Raw genomic sequence first — 20,118 nt, 5'->3', positions numbered from 1 at the left:
CCAAGACCTCCATGGATTCCGTGTCCAAAAAGACACCGGACTCCATGTCCAAAAACCCTATGGACATAACACGGTACCACTAGAGTAAGGCCCTCCTCTTTCGGGATCAGTCCCCCAACTTTCTTTAAAGAGAATAAGGCTAAAGTTGCATTCTCTAAGCAGTTTATTGATTTCAGATTGCGCGCGATTCAGAGTAGGTGCTGTTAACGAACTGTCTACTAGCGTGAAGTTTGGTTTCTGGTTGCCGGCTTCTACTTCGGCATTCCATCTGCTGAACGCGCGTCTTACCTGTCGCCTTTCGGCGTCAAGATCGGAGGGAGAACCAATGAAGACTTTGTAATTTACAGTCGTGTCGTCTGGCATCAACTTGACGATTCTTTCTATTACGATCGTTGTGTGCTCGCTGTATGTTCGATTTTACCGTGCATCAATTCCCAATTCTCGCTTTCGATTGGTAAGCCAGAGTAGGGAGATCTGTAGCTCACCCAGCGCTTTGAAGTTCCTCCGATTGCCTTAAGCAGCGTCTACAAACGGGAGGGATGTGGCCAACAAGGATTTCAGTTTCACAGCCCCTAATCTAGTAGCAATCAGTCAACCATGGGGCAGTTCTAACTGTTGTTGCGAGTGAACCCCTGCTTGGCAATCGTAGAGCTCCTCTTCCTGAAGGCTGCGGCAAGGGCAGGGACGTTGGGATCGAGAAAATCGTGCACGGTGGCAGAGATGCTCTCTTTGTCCTCGGTATCGCGAGTGACTCGGCCAACCTGTTGAATGACAACGCCACGAAAGCTTACTGGGGCGGCCAGCACAAGAGTGTCCAGTGCTGGCAGATCAATGCCTTCGCCTGCTACCTGGGACATGGCCAATAAGACGAAATGCGGTGTTGCAGCAAGCTGCTCACGGACGGTCTGCCGTTCTGTGGCCTTTTGTCCGCCGTGCAGCTGGAGGACGGGGTAGGAGGCGTCGGCAAGCAAGGCTTTGAGGGCTGCGAGATGTTCGCGTCGTTTCACCAGAACGAGGACAGTGTGCTCGTCCTTCGCGGCTTGTGAGATGACGTCGGCGATGAGTTGGTTGCGGTGCTCATCCGCCGCCAGAGCGGTGTCGAGGTCGGGCCAGAATAGGTAAGGAGCATCGTAAGTGAACTCCGTGTTGTGGACTACATAGTTCCGGCGCCCAGGGTGTTCGAGTTCGACGGTATGGCGGATAGGGCCACAGATAAGGGGAAGTAGCTTGTCAAGGCCGTCAGAGCGGTACGGGGTGGCAGTCATGCCGAGCATAAAACGAACATTAAGGTGTGCGAGGACGTTGGTTAAACCCGCAGCGCCGACTCGGTGGCATTCGTCAACGATGATCTGTCCATAGGCAGAGAGAAAATCAGTCTTGGAATCATTACGGCTAATGGACTGGGCTGTGACAATGTCTACCACGCCGCTGAGCTTCTTCTTGGCGCCCGAGTATTGTCCGACCTGAGCATCAGGGAGAAATTGCTTGAGGGCTTGGCGCCATTGGGTAGCAAGTTCCCTCGATGGAACGATCACTGCAGTGGGGACTGAACGCTGGGCGATGATGGCACATGCCATGACGGTCTTTCCAGTGCCCGGAGGTGCAATAAGCATTCCAGACTTGTGCTTGAACATCTGTGTGACGGCGGACTGTTGGTATGGACGTAGTTCGCCAGCGAATGATGCATCGATGACTTGTGACTTGGTCGTCCGGCTGCGGCGAGTGACGGTATATCCTGCAGTCTTTAAGATGTCGAGGACGTCATCGAGCGTGCCGCGGTCGAGCGTGAGGACTTGGTCCTTTTCATCAAAACGTACGATGAGCCGTGGAGTGCCGAAAGTGGAGAAACGCTGGGCCTGCTTTATATAAAACTGCGGGTTGGCAAGAGCGCCTAGGTGCCGCAGGGCCGTACGGGTGGTGGCGTCGACGCCTGATAAATCGACGTGGACGTGAGAATCGTGCGAGACGTGGACTTTTCCGGAGGCTCTGAGATTCTTCAGCTCTTCGCGAGTTGGTGATTGGGGAAGGGATGTCTCGGGATCGGGCTGAAGCTCAGCGTAAATTCTTTTGAGCTCGGAGAGCGTCGTTTTCTTTGTTCCCGCCAGAGCTTCGAATTGGTCGGGCAATGCCTGAAACGCGCCGTCAACGAAAACTGTTGTGCCTGCGGATCGATGGTGGCCAGCCAACGGGAGAGCAATCAGGTTACCGAAACCGCGTCCTTTCGCCGGCAGCGTGTCTTGTGACGGAAAGAAGCGGTCGAAACTGGAGAAGTAGGAATCCGGACTAGCTTTGGCAAGAAGTCCGATGCCAACCGATCGGGCAAGGCTTGCAGGGATGGGTTCCTCGAAAAAGAGCCAAACATGAGCTCCGTTTCCGGAGCGCGAAACTTCTATGAGTGGATCGAGGCCTTGGTTCTTGCATTCTTCGGCGTAGGCGCGGGCGGCTTGTTTGAAGTCGTCATCATCAAAATCGCAGCACAATAACCGGCAGCTATCATCTGTACACAGTGGATAAAGCCCGACGTGGAAGTGGTTGTCTCGGCGCAAATGCCCTTCGATTACCTTTGGTGTCAGGGGCTTCAGGTCTGGGTTTCTTCGGTCATAGTAGCCATTGCTGGCTGGGTACCACGCCTTCTTCTCCGCAGAGTTGTTGGCTACTGCGTAGACATCTGTCCTCCCCGCGAAGTAGTCCATGAAGAGCGCGATTTTCTCATCCGGTGAGCGCTTTTCAGAATGAACGTTAGCCGGCGCCGCCGTGTCTGCGGGACTAGGGCGTGAGGGAGTATCACCGAGGGCCTCCAGCAGCTGGGCTACCTGGGATTCCAATTCGCTAACGCGAGTCTCAAGTGCTTGGAGGCGTTCTTTTTCTGACATAGCGATTGCTCCTTCTGCGTTCCCCTAGCTTAGCGGCCATCGTCGAACAGACTCACCCAAAGGGTTGAGCGCAGATACTCGAAGTAAACGAAGGAGCCCAGTGGACTCAGTATTGAATCCAAGTGGCAGTTTCAAGGTGAAGGCGCGACGAGCCGGTCACCGGAACGTTGTCGCCTGGAGTCGCGTGAAGCTCCAGAGCTTTTCTAGGGAAACCACTGTCGCTCGTGTAGTAGTGCCGGCCCAAGGTCTTTTACTAGGCGCTTAGATAGCCGCTTCGTGTCCTGTGACGATGCTAGCGTCCACGTGCAACCGCCGTGCAGCGAGGCCTCGCGGAGCGTTCCGTCTAGTTCTCCGCCACGGTGACGGTGACGTCGATGTTGCCGCGGGTGGCCTTGGAGTAGGGGCACATCTCGTGGGCGGCGTCGGCAAGCGCCTGTGCTTCTTCCTGCTCCACACCGGGGATGGTGACTTCAAGCTCGGCGCTGAGGAAAAAGCCCTCGGAACCATTGTTGAGGGTCACGCGCGCGCCGACGGCGGAGTCGGTGACGTCGACGTCCTTGTCCTTGGCCACGGCCTTGAGCGCGGAGTGGAAGCAGGCGGCGTAGCCGGCGGCGAAGAGCTGCTCTGGGTTAACACCTTCGCCGCTGCCGCCCATTTCCTTCGGGGCGGTCATGGTGAAGTCGAGGTCAGATTCCTGGACTACGGTGCGGCCATCGCGGCCAGCGCCAGTGGAGAGTGCTTCGGTGGTGTAGGCGGCGGTCATGTGTAACTCCTTTGAATGTTGTGGGCTGTGTGGCCGCCGATTGTACGCGGGAACCTAAGCTTGCTCACGCGCTAGCCGTGACGAGCTCCTTGAGCGCGTCGAGGGCCTCACGCGGGGCGGTGCCATAGCGCTCCGTGAGGAAGCGATGGGTGGTGTCGGGGTTGTCGAGGGAGACTTCGGCAAGGTTATGCAGCTCGGATTCGCCGGCGGCGGTCTTCTCCACGGACCAGAAGCTTTCCGGATTGAGTCCGAGCTCGGCGGCGCGCTCGAGCACGCTGAAGGTGTGGGAGGCGAAGATGAGCTGGGCGCCGTTGACGTTGATGCTGGGCTCGCGGAAGGCCTGGATGATGAAGTCCAGCAGGGCTGGGCGTAGGTAGGAATCGAGCTCGTCAGCAACCAGGATGCCGCCGCGGCGCAAGACGTCGAGAACAAGCGGCACGGTGGCCATCCACGTCTGCGTGCCGCCGGATTCATCGGTAAGGCTCAGTGAATAATGTGCGGCCTCGCCTTTGTGCTCGACGATGATCGCATGGAGCAGGGATTCGATTTCGGCGTCGGAGTAGCTGCGGAAAGCATCGGGGCGCAGTATAGCGCCGTCGGTACTGCTCAACGCATTAATGACCGGGCGCATCTGGCAGAAGACATGCCGTGGGATCTGGTCCTGGTTGAGCCGTACGGAATGGATGCCGGCATCGGCCGCGCGCAGCAGCGGGGCAGCCTCGTGCAGGCGCAGCTTGCCCTCACGAATAAGGGCGGTAAACCGCGCGGCATTGTTAGCCGTGGAATGCGCATGCGGCAGGTACGCTACATCATGCACCAGCGCGCGGGCCAACGGGGCGAGCACGGGGTGCTCATCGCGCAAACCGACAGACAGAATCAGCTCGGTGTCCTCAACAGAGCCAAGCTTGGCGACGTCCCCCTTATCCATAAACGTCCGCGTCCACTGTGTTTCCTCCCCGCGGCTGCGCACAAAGCAGGGGGTCCAGCGATTCGCTGGCACGCGGCTGAGCCATTCGGTATGTACACCGGTGTAGCTCCACTGGAAACCGTAAAGGTAGCGCACCCCATCGACGGCAAACTCCAGCTCGAAGGTACTGGGGCGGCGCTGCGTGGTGGGGTTAAGACGAAACGGCGCGTGGGGCAGCTGATTAGGCGGGGCATCATCGAGCCACTGTGTGGCAGATAAGGAAATAGCTCGCAGCGCAAAGTTCAGTGCATCGAGCACGCTGCTCTTTCCCGACGCCGTCGGGCCCACCAGCACGGTGATGGGCTGGCTTACCGAATCCCAGCCATCTTCGGGTGGCGTCGAGTGCGTCCAGTGGTGATAAAACGACAGCGTTTGCGTTGCACGGATACTACGGAAGTTCGACACGCTGAAGGAAAGGAGCCTCATGCCCGCTACGCTACACAAGCCTGCGCGGTCGTATGTGAGGGGCCTGCTGCGTCGGCGCAGGAATCCGCCGACTAGTGCCGTGGCGAAGTACATTACTAACAAATAACGCCCCAAAAACTCGAAGATCCAAGGCCTTAAATGATCGATCCGTACCGGTCTTTAAGAACAACGACGAGGAGCGGCAAATTGCTGTTTTTCTACCCTGCCGATTAATGTTGCGGGGAGCGGATTCACTGCTGAACATGGCACGGCTGGCTTGAGGTCTGGTGCGAACATGGAAGCAGGGAATACGCGGGGCTATAGCTCAGTCGGTTAGAGCTACGGACTCATAATCCGTTGGTCCCGGGTTCGAGCCCCGGTGGCCCCACAGTAGGCAGCCTCTTTTCCGTGGGACGGAGCACCTTTGTCATGACAATGCAACGTTGTGCTGGGTGAATGTCCAAGCCTTGTTGTACTCTGACGGGGAAGGAAGGGAGGACTGTCATGGAGCAACATACGGCACGGCAGATTGCCGAATGGTTCGTCGCGTGGGCGGATGAGACCGACGACGCTGAGATAACGCAGCTTAAGCTTCAGAAGCTTCTGTATTATGCGAAAGGGCTGTATATGCGGTCCTCTTCGGGGGTTCCACTATTCCCTGAACGAATGGAAGCTTGGGCGCACGGCCCTGTAGTCGTGGATATCTATCACCAGCTAAAACACTACGGAAAGCTTCCGATTGACCCAGACGACTTTGTCTCAGAGGATTTTAACTGGAATGACTTTCGTGATGTCGAACAGGATCTGATTGAGGTCTGGGATAAGTACGGACCATTTTCTGCATGGGCGCTGCGGAATAAAACGCACACGGAATCTCCTTGGCAAAGAAACTTTGTAGGAGGCGAGCGCGGGCTGGAAATCACTGATGCCGATCTAAAGAGCTATTTCTGCTAGCCGTGGGCAAGAATAAACGAAGGGGGACTCGCCCAGTTCGCGCAGCAAGAAGCACACCAGAGAAGGGCGTTCTTGATGCTCTAGGCAGTACTCGAGAGGACTATCCGCTTTTATCCACTAGGTTTCTCCAAAAGGGATGGGGCTTTGAAGAAATGGATGATTCCATGCGAGCGGAGTTCCTAGAAAAATGGCACAGGCGGTCTATCCTCACATGGAAAGAATTGACGCAGCATCCAAAACATGGGCTGGGCTCTGAATACATCCCTGCTACTGCCATTAAGCCTGACATCCCACAGCCTTTTCAAGACTTATCGCGGTTTAGGGTCTACCGCCACAAGGGAAACTTGCCGTTTGTGGGCTGGAAAGACAGGGAAGTGTTCTACGTAATCTGGATAGAGAACACGTACGGCAAGTTGTACTCGCACTAGCACGACACTGCTTCCTTTCTCACTGCAGCATCCACAGTGCGGGTCAGAGTGCCCTTAATGCGAGAATCGGCGCGCTACCCGATACGATGACCCACATGAGTGTTGAGATGGACCCGTTAATCGAGTCGCTGTATTACTGGTCCGACATTATCGGCGTCCTTCTCATGGGCATGATTGGCGGCACGATGGCCCGCCAGCGCGGCTATGACATCGTGGGCTTCTTCTTCATCGCGATGTTTTCCTCCCTCGGCGGCGGTATGACCCGTGACGTGCTCATTAACCGTGGCACGGTAGCGGCGATGAGCCAGCCGGAGTACCTTTACCTCGCCTTCGCCGGGGCGCTCCTTGCGCGTTTTGTCTACTTCAAGGGCAAGACCTGGGATTATGTGCAGTCTCATGGTGATGCGGTGGTGTCGGCCCTGTGGGCGTCGACAGGCGCGCTCAAGGCCATTGCCTACGGCCTGCCCTTCATTCCCTGCATCATGATGGGCGTGTTTACGGCCACGGGTGGCTCCATGATTCGTGACATCGTCATGGGCCGTCAGCCGGCCATCTTCGGTGATAACACCCCCACCGTGATTCCGGCGGTGGCATGCGCGCTGGTGGTGTTGGGGGCGAATTCCACGGGTCACTTGGCGTGGGGCGTCATTATTGGCCCCATCGTCTCCTTTGTCCTGACCATGCTGGGTATTTGGGCGGGCTGGCGCGTGCCTGCTCGTCAAGAGTGGGCGCCGGTGAATGACACCGCGGCCTATGTCATGGTTTTGGCGCGCAAGGCGGAGAATAAAGGCCGTGCCGTTGGCCGCCGCTTGGAGCCGACCAAGCTGCGCGCATGGCGTCACAACCAGATGGAAAAGGCCCTGCAGCGCCGCATTGAACGTGAGGTGCGGGAAGGAAAGCGCAGGGCCGACGCGACTATCGACGCCTCCGAGTTCCTCGATTCCTTCAACGAAGAAGTCGCCGAGATGTCTGCAGAGATGGCGGCGGCCTCCTCCGATACCGACTCTGACTTTGGCGTAGACCTTTCTGGTGACTCCTATGATTCCCAGAACACTGATGGGCCCACGCCGCGTGAGCTTCTGGACCGTATTTTGTCTGATGACAAGCTCACCGATGAGCTGGTGGAAAAACTTATGCGGCGCTATGAGAAAAGAGATGATTAGAAGCTAATAAATACGTTAAAGTAGGTGCGGACGAGAGGAGTCAAAGGTGAGAATTGTTCGCCTGGGCCGCAGAGTAATAGCAGCGCTGACCGTAGCGTGTGCTGCGGCAGCTGTGTCTACTGGGTGTACAGCGGACACAGCACCCATGGACACTGAAGGCCTAGACCTTATCACCACCGACATTTCGGAACCGCAGAATTCTCTCATACCAGCAGACTCCAATGATGTCTGCGGACATACCATTATCAATCTGGTGTACTCCGGCCTGATGTACCTCGATAAATCTGGCAAGCCGCACTATGACATGGCGGAATCCGTGACCCAGGTCAACGATACGACCTATAACGTGGTTATCCGGGATGACGCGGTCTTTGCTGATGGCTCCGATGTCGATGCCGAGGACTTCGTAGATACGTGGAATACCGCTGTGCGCCAGTCGCTGCTCTCGGCGCATCATTTCGAGCCGATTCTGGGATTCCATGAGGGCCAGAAGAACATGCGCGGGTTGACGGTGACGGGGGAGAAGTCCTTCCGCATTGAGCTTTCCCGTCCCACTAGTGGCTTCATCGAGCGCTTGGGCTACTCGGTTTTCTTCCCTATGCGTTCTGAGGATCAGGATGAACTGGCCGAACGCGGTACTGATCCCATTGGCAACGGGCCTTATGTCTTGGCCTCGTGGGAGCACGAAAAAGCGCTGACCGTGGTGCCTAATCCGCGCTATACGGGCCCGCGCACTCCGCAGAATGAGGGCATCAAGTTCGTGGTGTACCCCTCAGAGGGTCAGGCCTACAAGGACTTAGTATCGGGAGACTTGGACGTGCTGGTCCACATTCCGGCGGAGAAGCTCAGAACGTTTGAAGAAGAGTTGGGTTCGCAAGCTTTTAGCAGGCCAGTGGGTTCCATGATGGAAATCACCATCCCGGCTAATGAGTCTAATTTCAGTGGTGAGGCAGGTCGCTTGCGCCGCCGAGCGTTGTCGATGGCCATAGACCGCGAGAAGCTAGCTAGTGAACTGTTTTATGACACGGTGATTCCAGCGAATGGTTTTATCGCGCCGCTGCATGGAGAGATGCCGCCAGCACCGCAAGATGCGGAGGTGCTGACTCACCAGCCAGACAAGGCTCGCGAGCTCTGGGCCAAGGCGGAGAAGATGGATCCCTTCGAGGGGACCTTCAGCATTGCCTACAACGTTGACGGCAGCCACAAGGAGTGGGTCGATGCCGTGGCGCAGCAGATGGAAGATACCCTCGGTGTGCCGGTGGAAGGACGTCCCATCGATACCTTCAAGGAGCTGCGTCAACAGGTCACTGCCCGCCATATCACTGGTGCGTTCCGCACGTCCTGGCAGGCGGAGTACCCAGACGAGTCTTCCTTCCTAGCACCGCTGTTTGCCTCCTACTCGGCGGCAAATGAGTCTGGGTTTGATAATCGGGAGTTCGATAGATTGCTGGAGAAGGCTGGCAAGGCGCGCACCAAGGACGAAGCCCACAAGTACTATGCCGAGGCCCAGGACCTGCTGGTGACGGCGATGCCGGCGATTCCGCTGTGGACGTCGAAGTCCTTGGGGGCCTATGGCAAGGATATTGTTCCGGCAGGATACACGTGGAAGCCAACGCCCAACTACTACCTTATTCACCGCGCTGAGCGCTAAGGTGGTCTGATTCTCCAAGGCTTCTGGCAGCATCGAGGTCTACTCTTGGTGCAATGCTGAAGTTTTACATGTTCGCCATCTGGCAGGCAGTCGTCGACCACGGTCTGCCGCTTCTGGGCATGCTGCTCACGGCGATTCTCATTCCTCGCATTGGCCGTCTGGCCGTGCGCGTAATCGAGTCGCGGCTCGATGAGAACGAGGAGTCAACCAAGGCGCGCTTAGCGCTGGCCGGCGCGCTGGTGTACGTGGCCCAGGCGGTGGCGTATTTCCTTCTTATCGTCGCAGCATTGGCCAACCTCGGCGTGCCGCCCCTGGGAGCGGCCATCCCTGCAACGGTCGTGTCTGCTGCCGTTGGTTTCGGCGCGCAGAGCATTATTGGTGATTTCCTCGCGGGTTTCTTCATTCTGTCGGAGAAGCAGTTCGGTGTGGGCGATTACGTGAGCTTCGACGGCGTGACGGGCGTGGAGGGCACCGTGGTGTCCTTGACCCTGCGTACAACGACCGTGCGCACCCCTACAGGCGAGGTAGTCATGGTGCCTAACGGCTCGGCGGGCGTGGTGACGAACTTCTCGCAAGAGTGGTCGCGTGCAGTGGTGGATATCGCCATCCCGGTTCATGAGGGCGATAACCTGCCGGACATTACCGCGCGCGTGGAGAAGATTTCGGAACATGCCATCCATTCCCCGGATATTCGCGCAGATGTGGCCGGCGAGCTGGATGTTCTCCCCGCGACCGGAATCGTGGCGCCGACCGTCGCCGGCCAGCCGTGGCAAGTCAAGTACCGCGTGCTCGTGCAAGTCAACCCTGCGCGCCAGTGGGCAGTGGAACGCGCCATTCGTTCGGCCTTGCTTGCCTCCTTCTGGGACCTGTATAAGCTGCCGAACTCGGAAGCTATCCCGGATGAACTCCCTGTGGACCTGAACGAGGCGCCCCCGACGGTCATGTCAGCAGCGAAGGCGCAGGCAGCAAACAAGGCTGCAGGATCAGCTGCAGAGTCGCAGGAAGCGTCACAGGCGGTGTCCGGGGCCGTGGCCAAGACGGACACGAGCAATGACAATGGGCCGGGCCGTCCAGCGTACTCGGATAGCGACAAGGACGAAGAACAGGACGAGTACCGGCGAGGCATCTGGCGTGCGGATAAGCCGAAGAATAAGTGGGCCTATTTCTGGACGGTAGGTGGGCGCGTGAGGGCGTCGACAACCGGCCTCCTAGCAGGCCTTGGCGTGGTTGGCGCGCTGTGGCTGGCCTCCGCGAACCCGGATGGAGTGGATGCCGGGTGGCTGTCTCCATCGCGCTGGATGAGTGAAATTACGGAATCCGCAGTCCCATCTACGGAGTCCGCTACGCCGGAACCCGGGCCGAGTGAGCACGAGACGCCGGCAAGCACAGGTAAAGAGCCCACCGCAGAGGTGACGGACGGGGCGACGGAGGATGCCGCGCAGGATCAGACGTCCGTCGCACCAGCGCCGGTGGATACTCCTGAAGCAGTAGAAGGTGGCGGTTCGGGCACTGAGGGTGCCACGGAGACCGCCACGGGTACCAAGGAATCCCACGTGCCGGAGACGGCGGTGGCGACTGCCGGCGCCACCGAGCCTTCTACCGCGAACTAACGGGAGGCTCACCGTGGGAGACGCTCGGGAGAGAGCGCATGAGACATATGAGTGATAGGGATGCAACGCGGTGAAGCGTTACATCTGACTTATCGGTCCCCGAGGACCCTTCGTTACTGGATTCGGGGAATTAATTAATAAAACCCACGCCCGGCTTAAACGTCATCGATACTGCTTCATGAACCGGGGAATCCGGTGTGAGTAGGTCCTCGACGCGCATCCACCGCATGTGGGCTTCCTCGCGAGTGACGGTGACGAAGCTATAGCCGTGGCTGTCCAGATCCACGTGCTTGCAGTGCGGATTGGCCGCGCGCAGAACCTGCTGCGCGGTGTGGGACACGGCATTACCCGGGCGCATGTTGAGCGCCTCGTTGATGTTGGGCGCAGAAATGGAGGCGCACACCATCTCTGCTCCTACGATGCGGTCGCCCTTGGAGATGGTGTGGGCCCATTCGGTGTGGATGTCCCCGGTGAGGAAGAGGGTATGGTCCGGGAGAACGTCGATAAGCGCTCGGCGCTCCGCGGAATACCCATCCCACTGATCCCCATTAACGGGGATACCCGTGATGTTGCTCGTGAGGGCATTGGCCACCTGCGCGGTGATGGAATTCTCTTGCAGCGTTACCAGGTTGAGCGGGGCAAACATGACGGAATTGCCCAGCAGCTTCCACTTGGCCTGTGAGGTCTCAATCTTGCCCAGCAGCCAGGTGTACTGCTCCGAACCCAGCATCGAGCGGCCTTCCTCAGTGAAAGCCACGGGGTTCCAGGAGACCTGCTCATCGCGGTAGGTACGCAGATCCATCATGGTCAGCTCCACCAGATCACCAAAAGTCAGCGAACGGTAGAGATGCCCTGCCTCCGACGGCGCAGTAGCGCGCACCGGCATCCACTCGAAATAGGCGCGCATGGCCGCTGACTGACGCGTAACCCACGGGCCTTCCGTAGCCGGGTCGTGGTTTTCTGCGCCGCCAGACCAGTTATCGTTCGCAATCTCGTGGTCATCCCACACCACGACCCACGGCAGCGCGCCGTGCGCTGCCTGCAGGTCAAGGTCGGTACGGTAGCGGCCATAGCGCGTGCGATAATCCGCCAGCGTCGTAATCTCGTGTGCTGGGTGGTGCAGGCGCACCGGGCCGAAACCGGAATAGGCCCCGGAGCGGTATTCATATATGTAATCGCCCAAAAAGACCATGTAATCGAGCTGATCTGCATGTGCGCGCTGCGCGATGTCACGGTAGGCACTGAAGAACCCCGATTCCCAATTCGCGCATGACGCCACACCAAAAGTGAGCTTCTCCGGTGACGCACTCGCCGCCGGTGCCGTCTTGGTGCGGCCGATGGGGGAGGAGACCCCATCTACGAGGAAGCGGTAAAAATACACTGTGTCTGGCTCCAGACCATGCGGGTCCACGTGCACCGTATGGTCATGCTCCGCAGTGGCTAGGGTGCGCCCGCGCTTGACGACGTCCCCCATCTCCCCATCCCGGGCCACCTCCCACTCCACGGTGACCGCAGGGCCCAGCCCACTGCCCGGGAGCGCCTCATCCGTGGGGGTCACGCGCGTCCAGAGGATGACCGAATCCGGAATCGGATCTCCTGAGGCCACGCCATGGAGGAAGGGGAGTTCGCCTTGCGGCGGGTCTACCAAGCCGAGTGAAGCGGTGGAGTTGGGGTCAGCAGCGGAGGCGGAAGAAGCGGCGAGGGAAGCGGCCGTGGCGGTGGCCAAGCCGGAGGCATGAAGGAGGCGGCGACGAGAGAAGGAACGGCGCATGCCTCCACGGTTTCTCCACTGAAGCATAAGCGCAACTTGAGGCGTGAGAATTCGCCCGCTGGTTAAAAACCGTTTTCCCGCATGTTACGAAGGCTTTACCCCAAGGGGTGGAGGGATTTCCAGGAGAAGAAGTTTAGGGCTATAACTTATTTTTATGAAGAAGTTCTCTCGCGCGGTTCTCGTCGCATCTTTGTCTGTATCTCTGTCTCTGTCTCTGTCTGTCGTTAGCCCTGCACACGCGCAGGTCGACGCTCCCGCTGTGGAGCCGGCCACCTCGGAAGCTTCGGTGTCTGAATCCTCTCCGTCTGAATCCTCGGTGTCTGAACTCGGCGGTGAGCTGTCGTCTGACCTGAACGTGGAATCGTCCAGCAAGGAAGAAGCTGGCGATGCTGAAGGCCAGCAGTCCTCCCAGGGCGAAAAGATTGCCTTGGGCGTGGGCATCACCGCTGCTGTTCTCGCCGCTGTCGCTGGTGGCGTGTACTGGGCCGTGCAGCAGGGCATCATCCCGAACCCGCTGCCGGGAGTCATCCCGTCGCCACAGAAGCCAGCACCCGCTCCGGCACCGGCACCTGCTCCTGCCCCGGCCCCTGCGCCGAAGCCCGAGCCTGCTCCGGCCCCTAAGCCTGCGCCTCAGCCAGCTCCTGCGCCGAAGCCGGCTCCGAAACCTGCACCTGCCCCGGCACCACGTCCGGCTCCTGCTACCTACGGTCGCTGCCTTGATGTATGGAACGCACTGGGCCGTCCCATCTACCCGAGCGACCCGGGTTTCCAGTCCAAGTTTGACCGCGATGGTGATGGCGTAGGCTGCGAGCGCGATCCTCGTTAAGCTAGAGCGCATGAGCGCTTTTTCTTCCATCGAGTCCTGGCCTGTCGATACCGTTGCCGGTGCGCTGCTGCACCGCGGCGAGGTAGTGGAGCAGGTGGGTGATGCTTCCCGCCGCTTCCCCGTTGCGTCAGTGACCAAGCTGGTGGCCGCCTATGGGGTGATGGTGGCCGTGGAAGAAGGTGCGGTGGAGTTGGACCAACCAGCTGGTCCTGAAGGCTCTACGTTGCGCCACCTCTTGGCGCATACCGCCGGCGTGGGTTTTGATTCCCGCGAACCACAGAAACCTGTGGGGGAGCGGTGCATCTATTCCTCGGCGGGCTATGAGTGGGCCGCAGAGGTGGTGGAGAAGGCCACCGAGATTCCTTTCCCTGAGTACCTTGCTGAAGGTGTCTGTGCTCCCTTGGGCATGTCCGCCACCACGCTTGAGGGATCTGCTGGGCATGGGCTGACGTCTACGGTGGAGGACCTTGTCGCTTTTGCCCGTGAGGTGCAGTCGCCACAGCTGCTGGACTCCTCAACGGTGGCTGAGATGACACGCGTCCAATTTCCTGGTCTGCGGGGCATTGTGCCGGGCTATGGCAGCTTCAAAGACTGCACGTGGGGCTTGGGCTTTGAGATTCATGGTGAGAAAGACCAGTGGATGGGCAGCCTGCCTTCCGATGCTGTTGGCCACTTCGGCATGAGCGGCACCTTCCTCTGGATCGCTGGCGAGTGGGCCATGGTGGCGTTGACTGACCGTGACTTCGGAGACTGGTGCAAGCCCCTGTGGGCAGAGACCAACACGGCCATCTGGGAGGAATGCCAGTCCCGCTAGCCGCGCCGGGAAAGCCTCGCGCGGCTAGCGAAGCTGATCCGCGCGGGGGTAGTGGGGGCGCTGGGGCTGTGATGTGCAGCTGGTGTTCATGTTAACGCCTGTGACTTCAGTGATTGATGTGGTGATTTTTAGGGGGTAAGTCTCAAGTTTACGTTGAGACAGCGGGGGTTTAAGTGCAGGTTGAGGGTTGATGGGGTGCGAGTGGCAGGGGGAAGATTGTGGTCACACTTCAGACGCACCGCATGTGATGCAGACAAGTTCGTAGGGGAAGACGAAGCTCGTCTTGCGTCGGCTTGAGTCGGCGTGCCATCACACGGACGTCAAAGGAGACACAGGAGTGAATCTACGCGTTCACCCGCAGCAGGCTGACGCATCTGCGTCAGTCTCGTCAGCGAGCCCAGACTGGGAATCGCTCGCTCATGCAGCACAAAGCTGGCCCAACCGTGTCAGCGGTGAGGTCTGCACAGCCGTGCTGCAGATTTCAGGCATGCCCCGCTGCCTGCGCCCAGCGATCGAGCGGGCTATGGCGCGCTGCATTCGCAGCGAGAGCGAATTCATCGTGCCTGGCGATGATCCCCTCACCGCGCAGTGGTGCACCCGCTGGTGCCGCGATGCCGACTGGGACCCCGTCAGCGGGAAATCGCTGAACGGTACTGCGCGCGGCGTAGGAATCGGCTGCCGTCAAGTGCTCACCGGCACGCCCAGCGAGCTGGAGGCCCTGGGCCGTGCGGTGGAGATGCTGGCAGGGGAGTACGGTTTTCGGGCCGTCGTCAAGCGCGCAGCCTAAGCCCTAATCCTCGAAAGGATCGAAGATGCGCTCAGGGAGATCTGCTACGGAATCGATGATGCGTGTCGGGCGGAACGGGTAGCGTTCAATCTCACGGTCATCACTGATACCCGAGCGCACGAGGATGCTGCGCATGCCGGCCTCCAAGCCAGACTTGACGTCGGTATCCATGCGGTCACCAATCATCACGGTGTTCTCCGAGTGTGCGCCAATGTTGTTCAGCGCGCTGCGCATCATCACCGGGTTCGGCTTGCCCACGTAGTAGGGTTCGCGGTTCGTTGCCGCGGTAATAAGTGCAGCCACCGCTCCGGTGGCCGGCAGTACGCCCTGGGGTGCCGGACCAGTGACATCGGGATTGGTGGCGATGAAACGTGCACCGTTGCGGATGAGATTAATGGCGGTGGTGATGGCCTCAAAAGAGTAGGTACGCGTCTCACCCAGGACCACGAAATCCGCGTCGGTGTCATTGAGAATCCAGCCCGCCTCATGCAGAGCAGTGGTGAGGCCAGATTCACCCACGACGTAAGCGGTGGACAGCCCCGCCTGATTCGAGAGGAACGCAGCGGTAGCCGTAGCCGAAGTCCAGATGCGCTCCGCCGGGATATCCAGTCCGGTGTTCTTCAGGCGTGCGGAGAGGTCCCGCGGCGTAGACATCGAGTTATTAGTCAGCACCATGTACTCGATGTCATTATCTTTCAGCGTCTGGATGAAGGCGTCCGCGCCGGGAATCATCTCCCCTTCCTTGATGAGGACGCCGTCCATGTCAGAGAGATAAGAAATCACGAGTGTTCCTCCAGATAATCAGCAAGGTCGCCCACCGTGGTCACGGAGAGCATGGTTTCTTCATCAAGGCGCACACCACAGGCCTCTTCGAGGCGAACGGCCAGCTCAATGCGCTCCAGCGACTCCACCCCAAGGTCTTCTAGAAGGGCATCGCGCTCCAAGCCTTCCTCGATGCCCGTGACTTTCGTGATGAGGCGAGTGAGTTCGCCGTACGTGTCGCCGGCAGGTGCCGAATCGGTGTCCTCGGCCGGTGCTGAGCCGAAGCGGGCTGCGAGTTGTGCGGAAAGGTCGTTAGCCATGTGCATCAGTCTAGTATTGAAATGTCATGGTTTATCGAGCACGCTCCTCCGCAATCGCCCGCAGCTGGACCCGCCGGGTCCGCCCACAAATGCGTCGCGTCGAGCATACTGTTTATTCTCAATTGCACGATCTCACCACGGAACCAGGGCTGACGCAGGTCAGTGACCACGGCTTCGTGGACAACGATGGCGTGCGCGTGGCCTGGTATGAAGTTGGGCCTTCTGATGCTGCGGTGACCGCTGTTTTTATTCACGGATACTGCTTGTCTGCGGAGAGCTTCTACTCCCAAGTCGACGACGTCCGCGCGAATTACCCCTCGGTGCGCTGCTTGCTTGTCGACGTCCGCGGCCACGGCCTCACCACCCACGTCACCCCCTCCGAGTGCACGGTTCGGGGCGCAACCGATGATGTGCTTGCCGTTATTGCTGAACGTGCCGCTTCCGGACCTCTCGTCGTGCTGGGCCATTCCATGGGCGGGATGATTGCCCTCAATCTCCTTCGGCGCGCACCTCGACAGGTGGCCCAGCGCATTGACGGCATGGTGCTGGTGTCGACCTCCATGCAGCGCTTTGCCGCAGCGGGGTTCGCGCGAATCCTCGAAACACAGTTTATGAAAGCGGTGTACCGGACCTGCTTGCGGCTTCCCGAACGCGCAAACAACGCGCGCTTTGAGATAGCAGCTCTGGTGGCCCCAGCCTTCGCGGCGTTCTTGCAGGGCTTCCCCCAGATGGACAAGCTTCAGTTCCACGTGTCCATGTTGCTGGATACCCCGATGTCGAGCTATTCCGGTTTCTTCGATGACCTCGTGGAGCACTCCGAATTCGGTGCCGCCGCTCGTCTGCGCGATATTCCGGGCGAAATTGTGGTGGGCAAACAGGACATTGTCACCCCTCACCGCCAATCCAAGGTCATTGCCCGCCACTGGCCTTCCGCCAACCTCACCGTTATCGATGGTGCTGGGCATATGGTCATCCTGGAAGAACCCAGCGAAGTGTCCAAGGCGTTGGGCCGAGTTCTCGACGGGGTTTTTGACACGACGACGTGAAACGACAGAGGGGCCCTAACTGACGCAGATCCTCCCAGACCGTGAAGATCTGGGGAACTTTCCGTCAGTTAGGGCCCCTATGCGGTGGTGCGACTACTCCTCGCCCTCAGAGGTGGCGAAGGTAGCGGTCGGGTCATCGAGCTTCAGGTCGCGAGCAGCCTGCTGCACGACGCTGCGCTCGACCTTGCCCTCGCGAGCCAAGCCCTCGAGGACGGCGACGACGATGGACTCGGCATCGTTGTTGAAGAAGCGGCGAGCGCCTTCGCGCGTATCGGAGAAGCCGAAGCCATCTGTGCCCAAGACGATGTACTCGCCCGGGACGTAGGGGCGAATCTGCTCCTGCAGGTCCGTGGCGAAGTCGGAGACGCCGATGTACGGCCCCTCGAAGCCCTTGAGCTGGGAGGTGGCGAAAGCCTCGGTCGGGGTTTCACCCTTGCGCAGGGCCTCCTGGTTGCGGGCAGCGCCATCGCGGGCCAGGTTGACCCAGGAGGTGACGGAGAACAGAGCCGCCTTGACGTCGAACTGCTCAGCCAGAATCTCCTGGGCACGCAGTGCTTCGTACATACCGACACCGGACGCCAGAATGTTGGCCGGGATGGAGCCAGACTCAGCGGTGTTGTAGTGGTAGATGCCCTTGTGCAGCCCCTCAACGTCGAGGTTCTCCGGCTCAGCCGGCTGCTTGACCGGCTCGTTGTACACGGTGAGGTAGTACATGACGGGCTCGTGGTCCTCGCCGTACATGCGCTCGATGCCGCGCGGAACGAGGTGAGCAATCTCGTAGCCGAAGGCAGGATCGTAGACCTCGACGGCCGGGTTGGTCGACGCCAGAATCGGGGAGTGGCCATCCATGTGCTGCAGGCCCTCACCGGTCAGGGTGGTGCGGCCGGCGGTAGCACCGATGATGAAGCCGCGGCCCAGCTGGTCGGCGGCGGCCCAGAAAGCGTCGCCAGTGCGCTGGAAGCCGAACATCGAGTAGAAGATGTACAGCGGAATCATGGCCTCGCCCTGCGTGGCGTAGGACGTTGCTGCCGCAGTGAAGGAAGCGGCAGCGCCGGCCTCAGAAATGCCTTCGTGGAGGATCTGGCCGTCCGTGGCCTCACGGTAGGAGAGCATGAGGTCGTGGTCCACCGGCACATAGTTCTGGCCGCGCGGGTTCCAGATCTTCAGGGTCGGGAACCAGGAGTCCATACCGAAGGTACGGGCCTCATCCGGGATGATCGGCACCACGCGCTTGCCCAGTTCCTTATCGCGCATGAGCTCCTTGAAGGTACGGACCAGAGCCATGGTGGTCGCCACGTCCTGCTTGCCAGAACCCTTGCGCACCGAACGCAGCTTAGACAGGTCCGGGGTGGTCAGCGGAGTGAAGTTCTCGCGGCGCTCCGGAAGGAAGCCGCCGAGCTCTTTACGACGCTCCAGCATGTACTTGATTTCCGGAGTCTCCGGACCCGGGTGGTAGTACGGCGGCAGGTACGGATCAGCCTCCAGTTGCTCATCCGTAATCGGGATACCCTGCTTATCGCGGAAGAGCTTGAGGTCCTCCAGGGTCAGCTTCTTCATCTGGTGGGTAGCGTTGCGGCCCTCGAAGTTGTGGCCCAGGCCGTAGCCCTTAATGGTGTGGGCCAGAATGACGGTCGGGCGGCCGGTACCGGCGTAGCTCAGAGCCTTGTCATACGCAGCGTAGATCTTGCGGTAGTCGTGACCACCGCGGCGCAGTGCCCAAATCTCATCATCAGTCATGTCCTCGACCAGCTTAAGCGTGCGCTCGTCGCGGCCGAAGAAGTGCTCGCGTACGTAGGCGCCGTCGTTGGCCTTGAAGGTCTGGTAGTCACCATCCGAGGTGGTGTTCATGATGTTGACAAGGGCGCCTTCCTTGTCAGCGTCGAGAAGCTTGTCCCAGCCACGGCCCCACACGACCTTGATGACGGACCAGCCAGCGCCGCGGAAGAAGGACTCGAGCTCCTGAATGATCTGTGTGTTACCACGCACGGGGCCATCGAGGCGCTGCAGGTTACAGTTCACCACGAAGGTGAGGTTGTCCAGTTCGTAGAGGGACGCCATCTGCAGCAGGCCGCGCGACTCCGGCTCATCCATCTCGCCGTCACCCAGGAAGGCCCAGACGTGCTGCTTCGAGGTGTCCTTGATGCCGCGGGTCTCCAGGTACTTGTTGAAGCGAGCCTGGTAGATGGCATTAATCGGGCCGAGGCCCATGGAGACAGTCGGGAACTCCCAGAAGTCCGGCATAAGGCGCGGGTGCGGGTAGGACGGCAGTCCCTTGTCCTCGCCACGGGAGTGCTCCTGACGGAAGCTGTCCATATCCTCCTCAGTGAGGCGACCCTCCATGAAAGCGCGGGCGTAGACACCAGGAGAAGCGTGGCCCTGGAAGAAGATCTGGTCACCGCCAGACGGATCGTCCTTGCCCTTGAAGAAGTGGTTCAGGCCCACTTCGTAGAGCGGGGCAGCGCCCGCGTAGGTGGAGATGTGGCCGCCCACGCCAATGCCCGGGCGCTGTGCGCGGTGCACCATGATGGCTGCGTTCCAGCGGATCCAGCGGCGGTAGCGCTTCTCCAGCTCCTCATCGCCTGGGAACTCCGGCTCGAGGGAGGTGGGGATGGTGTTCACAAAGTCTGTGGACGTCAGGGACGGCAGCGGTACACGTTTTGCCGTGGCGCGCTCAAGTAGGCGCAGCATGAGGTAGCGGGCGCGTTCCGGATCGGAAGAATCCAGCAGACCGTCGAGGGATTCCATCCACTCACGGGTCTCTTCCGGGTCGTTATCGTGCAGGTACGCGGCTACGCCATCGCGAACGATGGGGAAGTTGGAGTCGCCGTTTTTGGCGTCCAAGTCGGCCATGGAATCCTCCTGGTTCGTAGTACAAAGATCTGTCACAAGGATACGCGCCTCTTTTTGGGGAGACACGTCGAGGCCCCCACGGGTGGTTTTACGGGGGAAAATGTCCACTTCTAGGCAGATTTGGGGGC

15 protein-coding genes and 1 tRNA gene are annotated in these 20,118 nt (G+C 59.6%); 9 read left to right on the top strand and 7 right to left on the bottom strand.

What is annotated here, in order from left to right; translation table 11 throughout:
• Positions 1–608: 608 nt before the first annotated feature.
• From NX84_RS09765 to NX84_RS09755, 3 genes are all read right to left on the bottom strand, one after another.
• The gene (locus NX84_RS09765; RefSeq protein ID WP_039676225.1) at positions 609–2,873 is read right to left on the bottom strand and encodes a DEAD/DEAH box helicase; all 2,265 of its coding nucleotides are present in this window, start codon (positions 2,871–2,873) and stop codon (positions 609–611) included.
• A 343-nt stretch (positions 2,874–3,216) separates the two neighbouring features.
• Entirely contained in the window at positions 3,217–3,636 is a 420-nt protein-coding gene (locus tag NX84_RS09760; protein WP_039676224.1) for an organic hydroperoxide resistance protein, read from the bottom strand.
• A gap of 64 nt (positions 3,637–3,700) precedes the next feature.
• Entirely contained in the window at positions 3,701–5,029 is a 1,329-nt protein-coding gene (locus NX84_RS09755) for an AAA family ATPase (RefSeq protein WP_039676222.1), read from the bottom strand.
• A gap of 293 nt (positions 5,030–5,322) precedes the next feature.
• Here NX84_RS09755 and NX84_RS09750 point away from each other — a divergent pair.
• The 5 genes from NX84_RS09750 (at position 5,323) to NX84_RS09725 (ending at position 10,814) form a co-directional block, all read left to right on the top strand.
• Positions 5,323–5,396 (top strand) — tRNA-Ile (locus NX84_RS09750).
• A gap of 116 nt (positions 5,397–5,512) precedes the next feature.
• Positions 5,513–5,962 (top strand): Panacea domain-containing protein, encoded by a 450-nt coding sequence (locus NX84_RS09745; RefSeq protein ID WP_039676220.1) that lies wholly within the window; start codon positions 5,513–5,515, stop codon positions 5,960–5,962.
• A gap of 514 nt (positions 5,963–6,476) precedes the next feature.
• Positions 6,477–7,553, top strand: coding sequence for a trimeric intracellular cation channel family protein (locus NX84_RS09735; RefSeq protein ID WP_370664348.1), 1,077 nt, complete (start codon positions 6,477–6,479; stop codon positions 7,551–7,553).
• Positions 7,554–7,599: 46 nt separating this feature from the next.
• Positions 7,600–9,204, top strand: coding sequence for an ABC transporter substrate-binding protein (locus NX84_RS09730; protein ID WP_052319739.1), 1,605 nt, complete (start codon positions 7,600–7,602; stop codon positions 9,202–9,204).
• Positions 9,205–9,257: 53 nt separating this feature from the next.
• Positions 9,258–10,814, top strand: a complete 1,557-nt coding sequence (locus tag NX84_RS09725) for a mechanosensitive ion channel domain-containing protein (RefSeq protein ID WP_039676217.1) — start codon at positions 9,258–9,260, stop codon at positions 10,812–10,814.
• A gap of 130 nt (positions 10,815–10,944) precedes the next feature.
• Here the strand turns inward: NX84_RS09725 and NX84_RS09720 are convergent, their stop codons facing one another.
• Positions 10,945–12,612: an alkaline phosphatase D family protein gene (locus tag NX84_RS09720; RefSeq protein WP_231913796.1), complete on the bottom strand. Its 1,668-nt coding sequence runs from the start codon at positions 12,610–12,612 to the stop codon at positions 10,945–10,947.
• Between the two features lie 127 nt (positions 12,613–12,739).
• Between NX84_RS09720 and NX84_RS09715 the strand changes: the two genes are divergently transcribed.
• The 3 genes from NX84_RS09715 to NX84_RS09705 all read left to right on the top strand — a co-directional run bounded on the left by NX84_RS09715 (position 12,740) and on the right by NX84_RS09705 (position 15,012).
• Positions 12,740–13,411 carry an excalibur calcium-binding domain-containing protein gene (locus NX84_RS09715; protein ID WP_039676214.1) on the top strand — a complete coding sequence of 224 codons (672 nt, stop codon included), beginning with the start codon at positions 12,740–12,742 and terminating at the stop codon, positions 13,409–13,411.
• Between the two features lie 10 nt (positions 13,412–13,421).
• Positions 13,422–14,225: a serine hydrolase domain-containing protein gene (locus NX84_RS09710; RefSeq protein ID WP_039676213.1), complete on the top strand. Its 804-nt coding sequence runs from the start codon at positions 13,422–13,424 to the stop codon at positions 14,223–14,225.
• 337 nt (positions 14,226–14,562) lie between these two features.
• Positions 14,563–15,012: a hypothetical protein gene (locus tag NX84_RS09705; RefSeq protein WP_039676211.1), complete on the top strand. Its 450-nt coding sequence runs from the start codon at positions 14,563–14,565 to the stop codon at positions 15,010–15,012.
• A gap of 3 nt (positions 15,013–15,015) precedes the next feature.
• Here the strand turns inward: NX84_RS09705 and NX84_RS09700 are convergent, their stop codons facing one another.
• Both NX84_RS09700 and NX84_RS09695 read right to left on the bottom strand, forming a co-directional pair.
• Positions 15,016–15,795 (bottom strand): HAD-IIA family hydrolase, encoded by a 780-nt coding sequence (locus NX84_RS09700; RefSeq protein WP_039676208.1) that lies wholly within the window; start codon positions 15,793–15,795, stop codon positions 15,016–15,018.
• Positions 15,792–16,094 (bottom strand): acyl carrier protein, encoded by a 303-nt coding sequence (locus NX84_RS09695; protein WP_039676207.1) that lies wholly within the window; start codon positions 16,092–16,094, stop codon positions 15,792–15,794. The genes NX84_RS09700 and NX84_RS09695 overlap by 4 nt, the downstream gene beginning before the upstream one ends.
• Before the next feature lie 26 nt (positions 16,095–16,120).
• Here NX84_RS09695 and NX84_RS09690 point away from each other — a divergent pair, with 26 nt between their 5' ends.
• Positions 16,121–17,140 carry an alpha/beta fold hydrolase gene (locus NX84_RS09690; protein ID WP_039676206.1) on the top strand — a complete coding sequence of 340 codons (1,020 nt, stop codon included), beginning with the start codon at positions 16,121–16,123 and terminating at the stop codon, positions 17,138–17,140.
• Between the two features lie 93 nt (positions 17,141–17,233).
• Here NX84_RS09690 and aceE read toward each other — a convergent pair whose 3' ends face one another.
• Positions 17,234–19,990 (bottom strand): pyruvate dehydrogenase (acetyl-transferring), homodimeric type, encoded by a 2,757-nt coding sequence (aceE, locus tag NX84_RS09685; RefSeq protein ID WP_039676205.1) that lies wholly within the window; start codon positions 19,988–19,990, stop codon positions 17,234–17,236.
• Positions 19,991–20,118 lie beyond the last annotated feature (128 nt).

The organism is Corynebacterium minutissimum (assembly GCF_000805675.1).
GTDB lineage: Bacteria > Actinomycetota > Actinomycetes > Mycobacteriales > Mycobacteriaceae > Corynebacterium > Corynebacterium minutissimum.
The sequence above is the reverse complement of the archived record's forward strand: the minus strand, read 5'-3'. Positions and strand labels throughout refer to the sequence as shown.

Coding starts and splice junctions, on each gene's coding strand:
- NX84_RS09765 (WP_039676225.1), bottom strand. CDS start 2,873: ATGTCAGAAAAAGAACGCCTCCAAGCACTTGAGACTCGCGTTAGCGAA.
- NX84_RS09760 (WP_039676224.1), bottom strand. CDS start 3,636: ATGACCGCCGCCTACACCACCGAAGCACTCTCCACTGGCGCTGGCCGC.
- NX84_RS09755 (WP_039676222.1), bottom strand. CDS start 5,029: ATGAGGCTCCTTTCCTTCAGCGTGTCGAACTTCCGTAGTATCCGTGCA.
- NX84_RS09745 (WP_039676220.1), top strand. CDS start 5,513: ATGGAGCAACATACGGCACGGCAGATTGCCGAATGGTTCGTCGCGTGG.
- NX84_RS09735 (WP_370664348.1), top strand. CDS start 6,477: ATGACCCACATGAGTGTTGAGATGGACCCGTTAATCGAGTCGCTGTAT.
- NX84_RS09725 (WP_039676217.1), top strand. CDS start 9,258: ATGCTGAAGTTTTACATGTTCGCCATCTGGCAGGCAGTCGTCGACCAC.
- NX84_RS09720 (WP_231913796.1), bottom strand. CDS start 12,612: ATGCTTCAGTGGAGAAACCGTGGAGGCATGCGCCGTTCCTTCTCTCGT.
- NX84_RS09715 (WP_039676214.1), top strand. CDS start 12,740: ATGAAGAAGTTCTCTCGCGCGGTTCTCGTCGCATCTTTGTCTGTATCT.
- NX84_RS09710 (WP_039676213.1), top strand. CDS start 13,422: ATGAGCGCTTTTTCTTCCATCGAGTCCTGGCCTGTCGATACCGTTGCC.
- NX84_RS09695 (WP_039676207.1), bottom strand. CDS start 16,094: ATGGCTAACGACCTTTCCGCACAACTCGCAGCCCGCTTCGGCTCAGCA.
- NX84_RS09690 (WP_039676206.1), top strand. CDS start 16,121: ATGGTTTATCGAGCACGCTCCTCCGCAATCGCCCGCAGCTGGACCCGC.
- aceE (WP_039676205.1), bottom strand. CDS start 19,990: ATGGCCGACTTGGACGCCAAAAACGGCGACTCCAACTTCCCCATCGTT.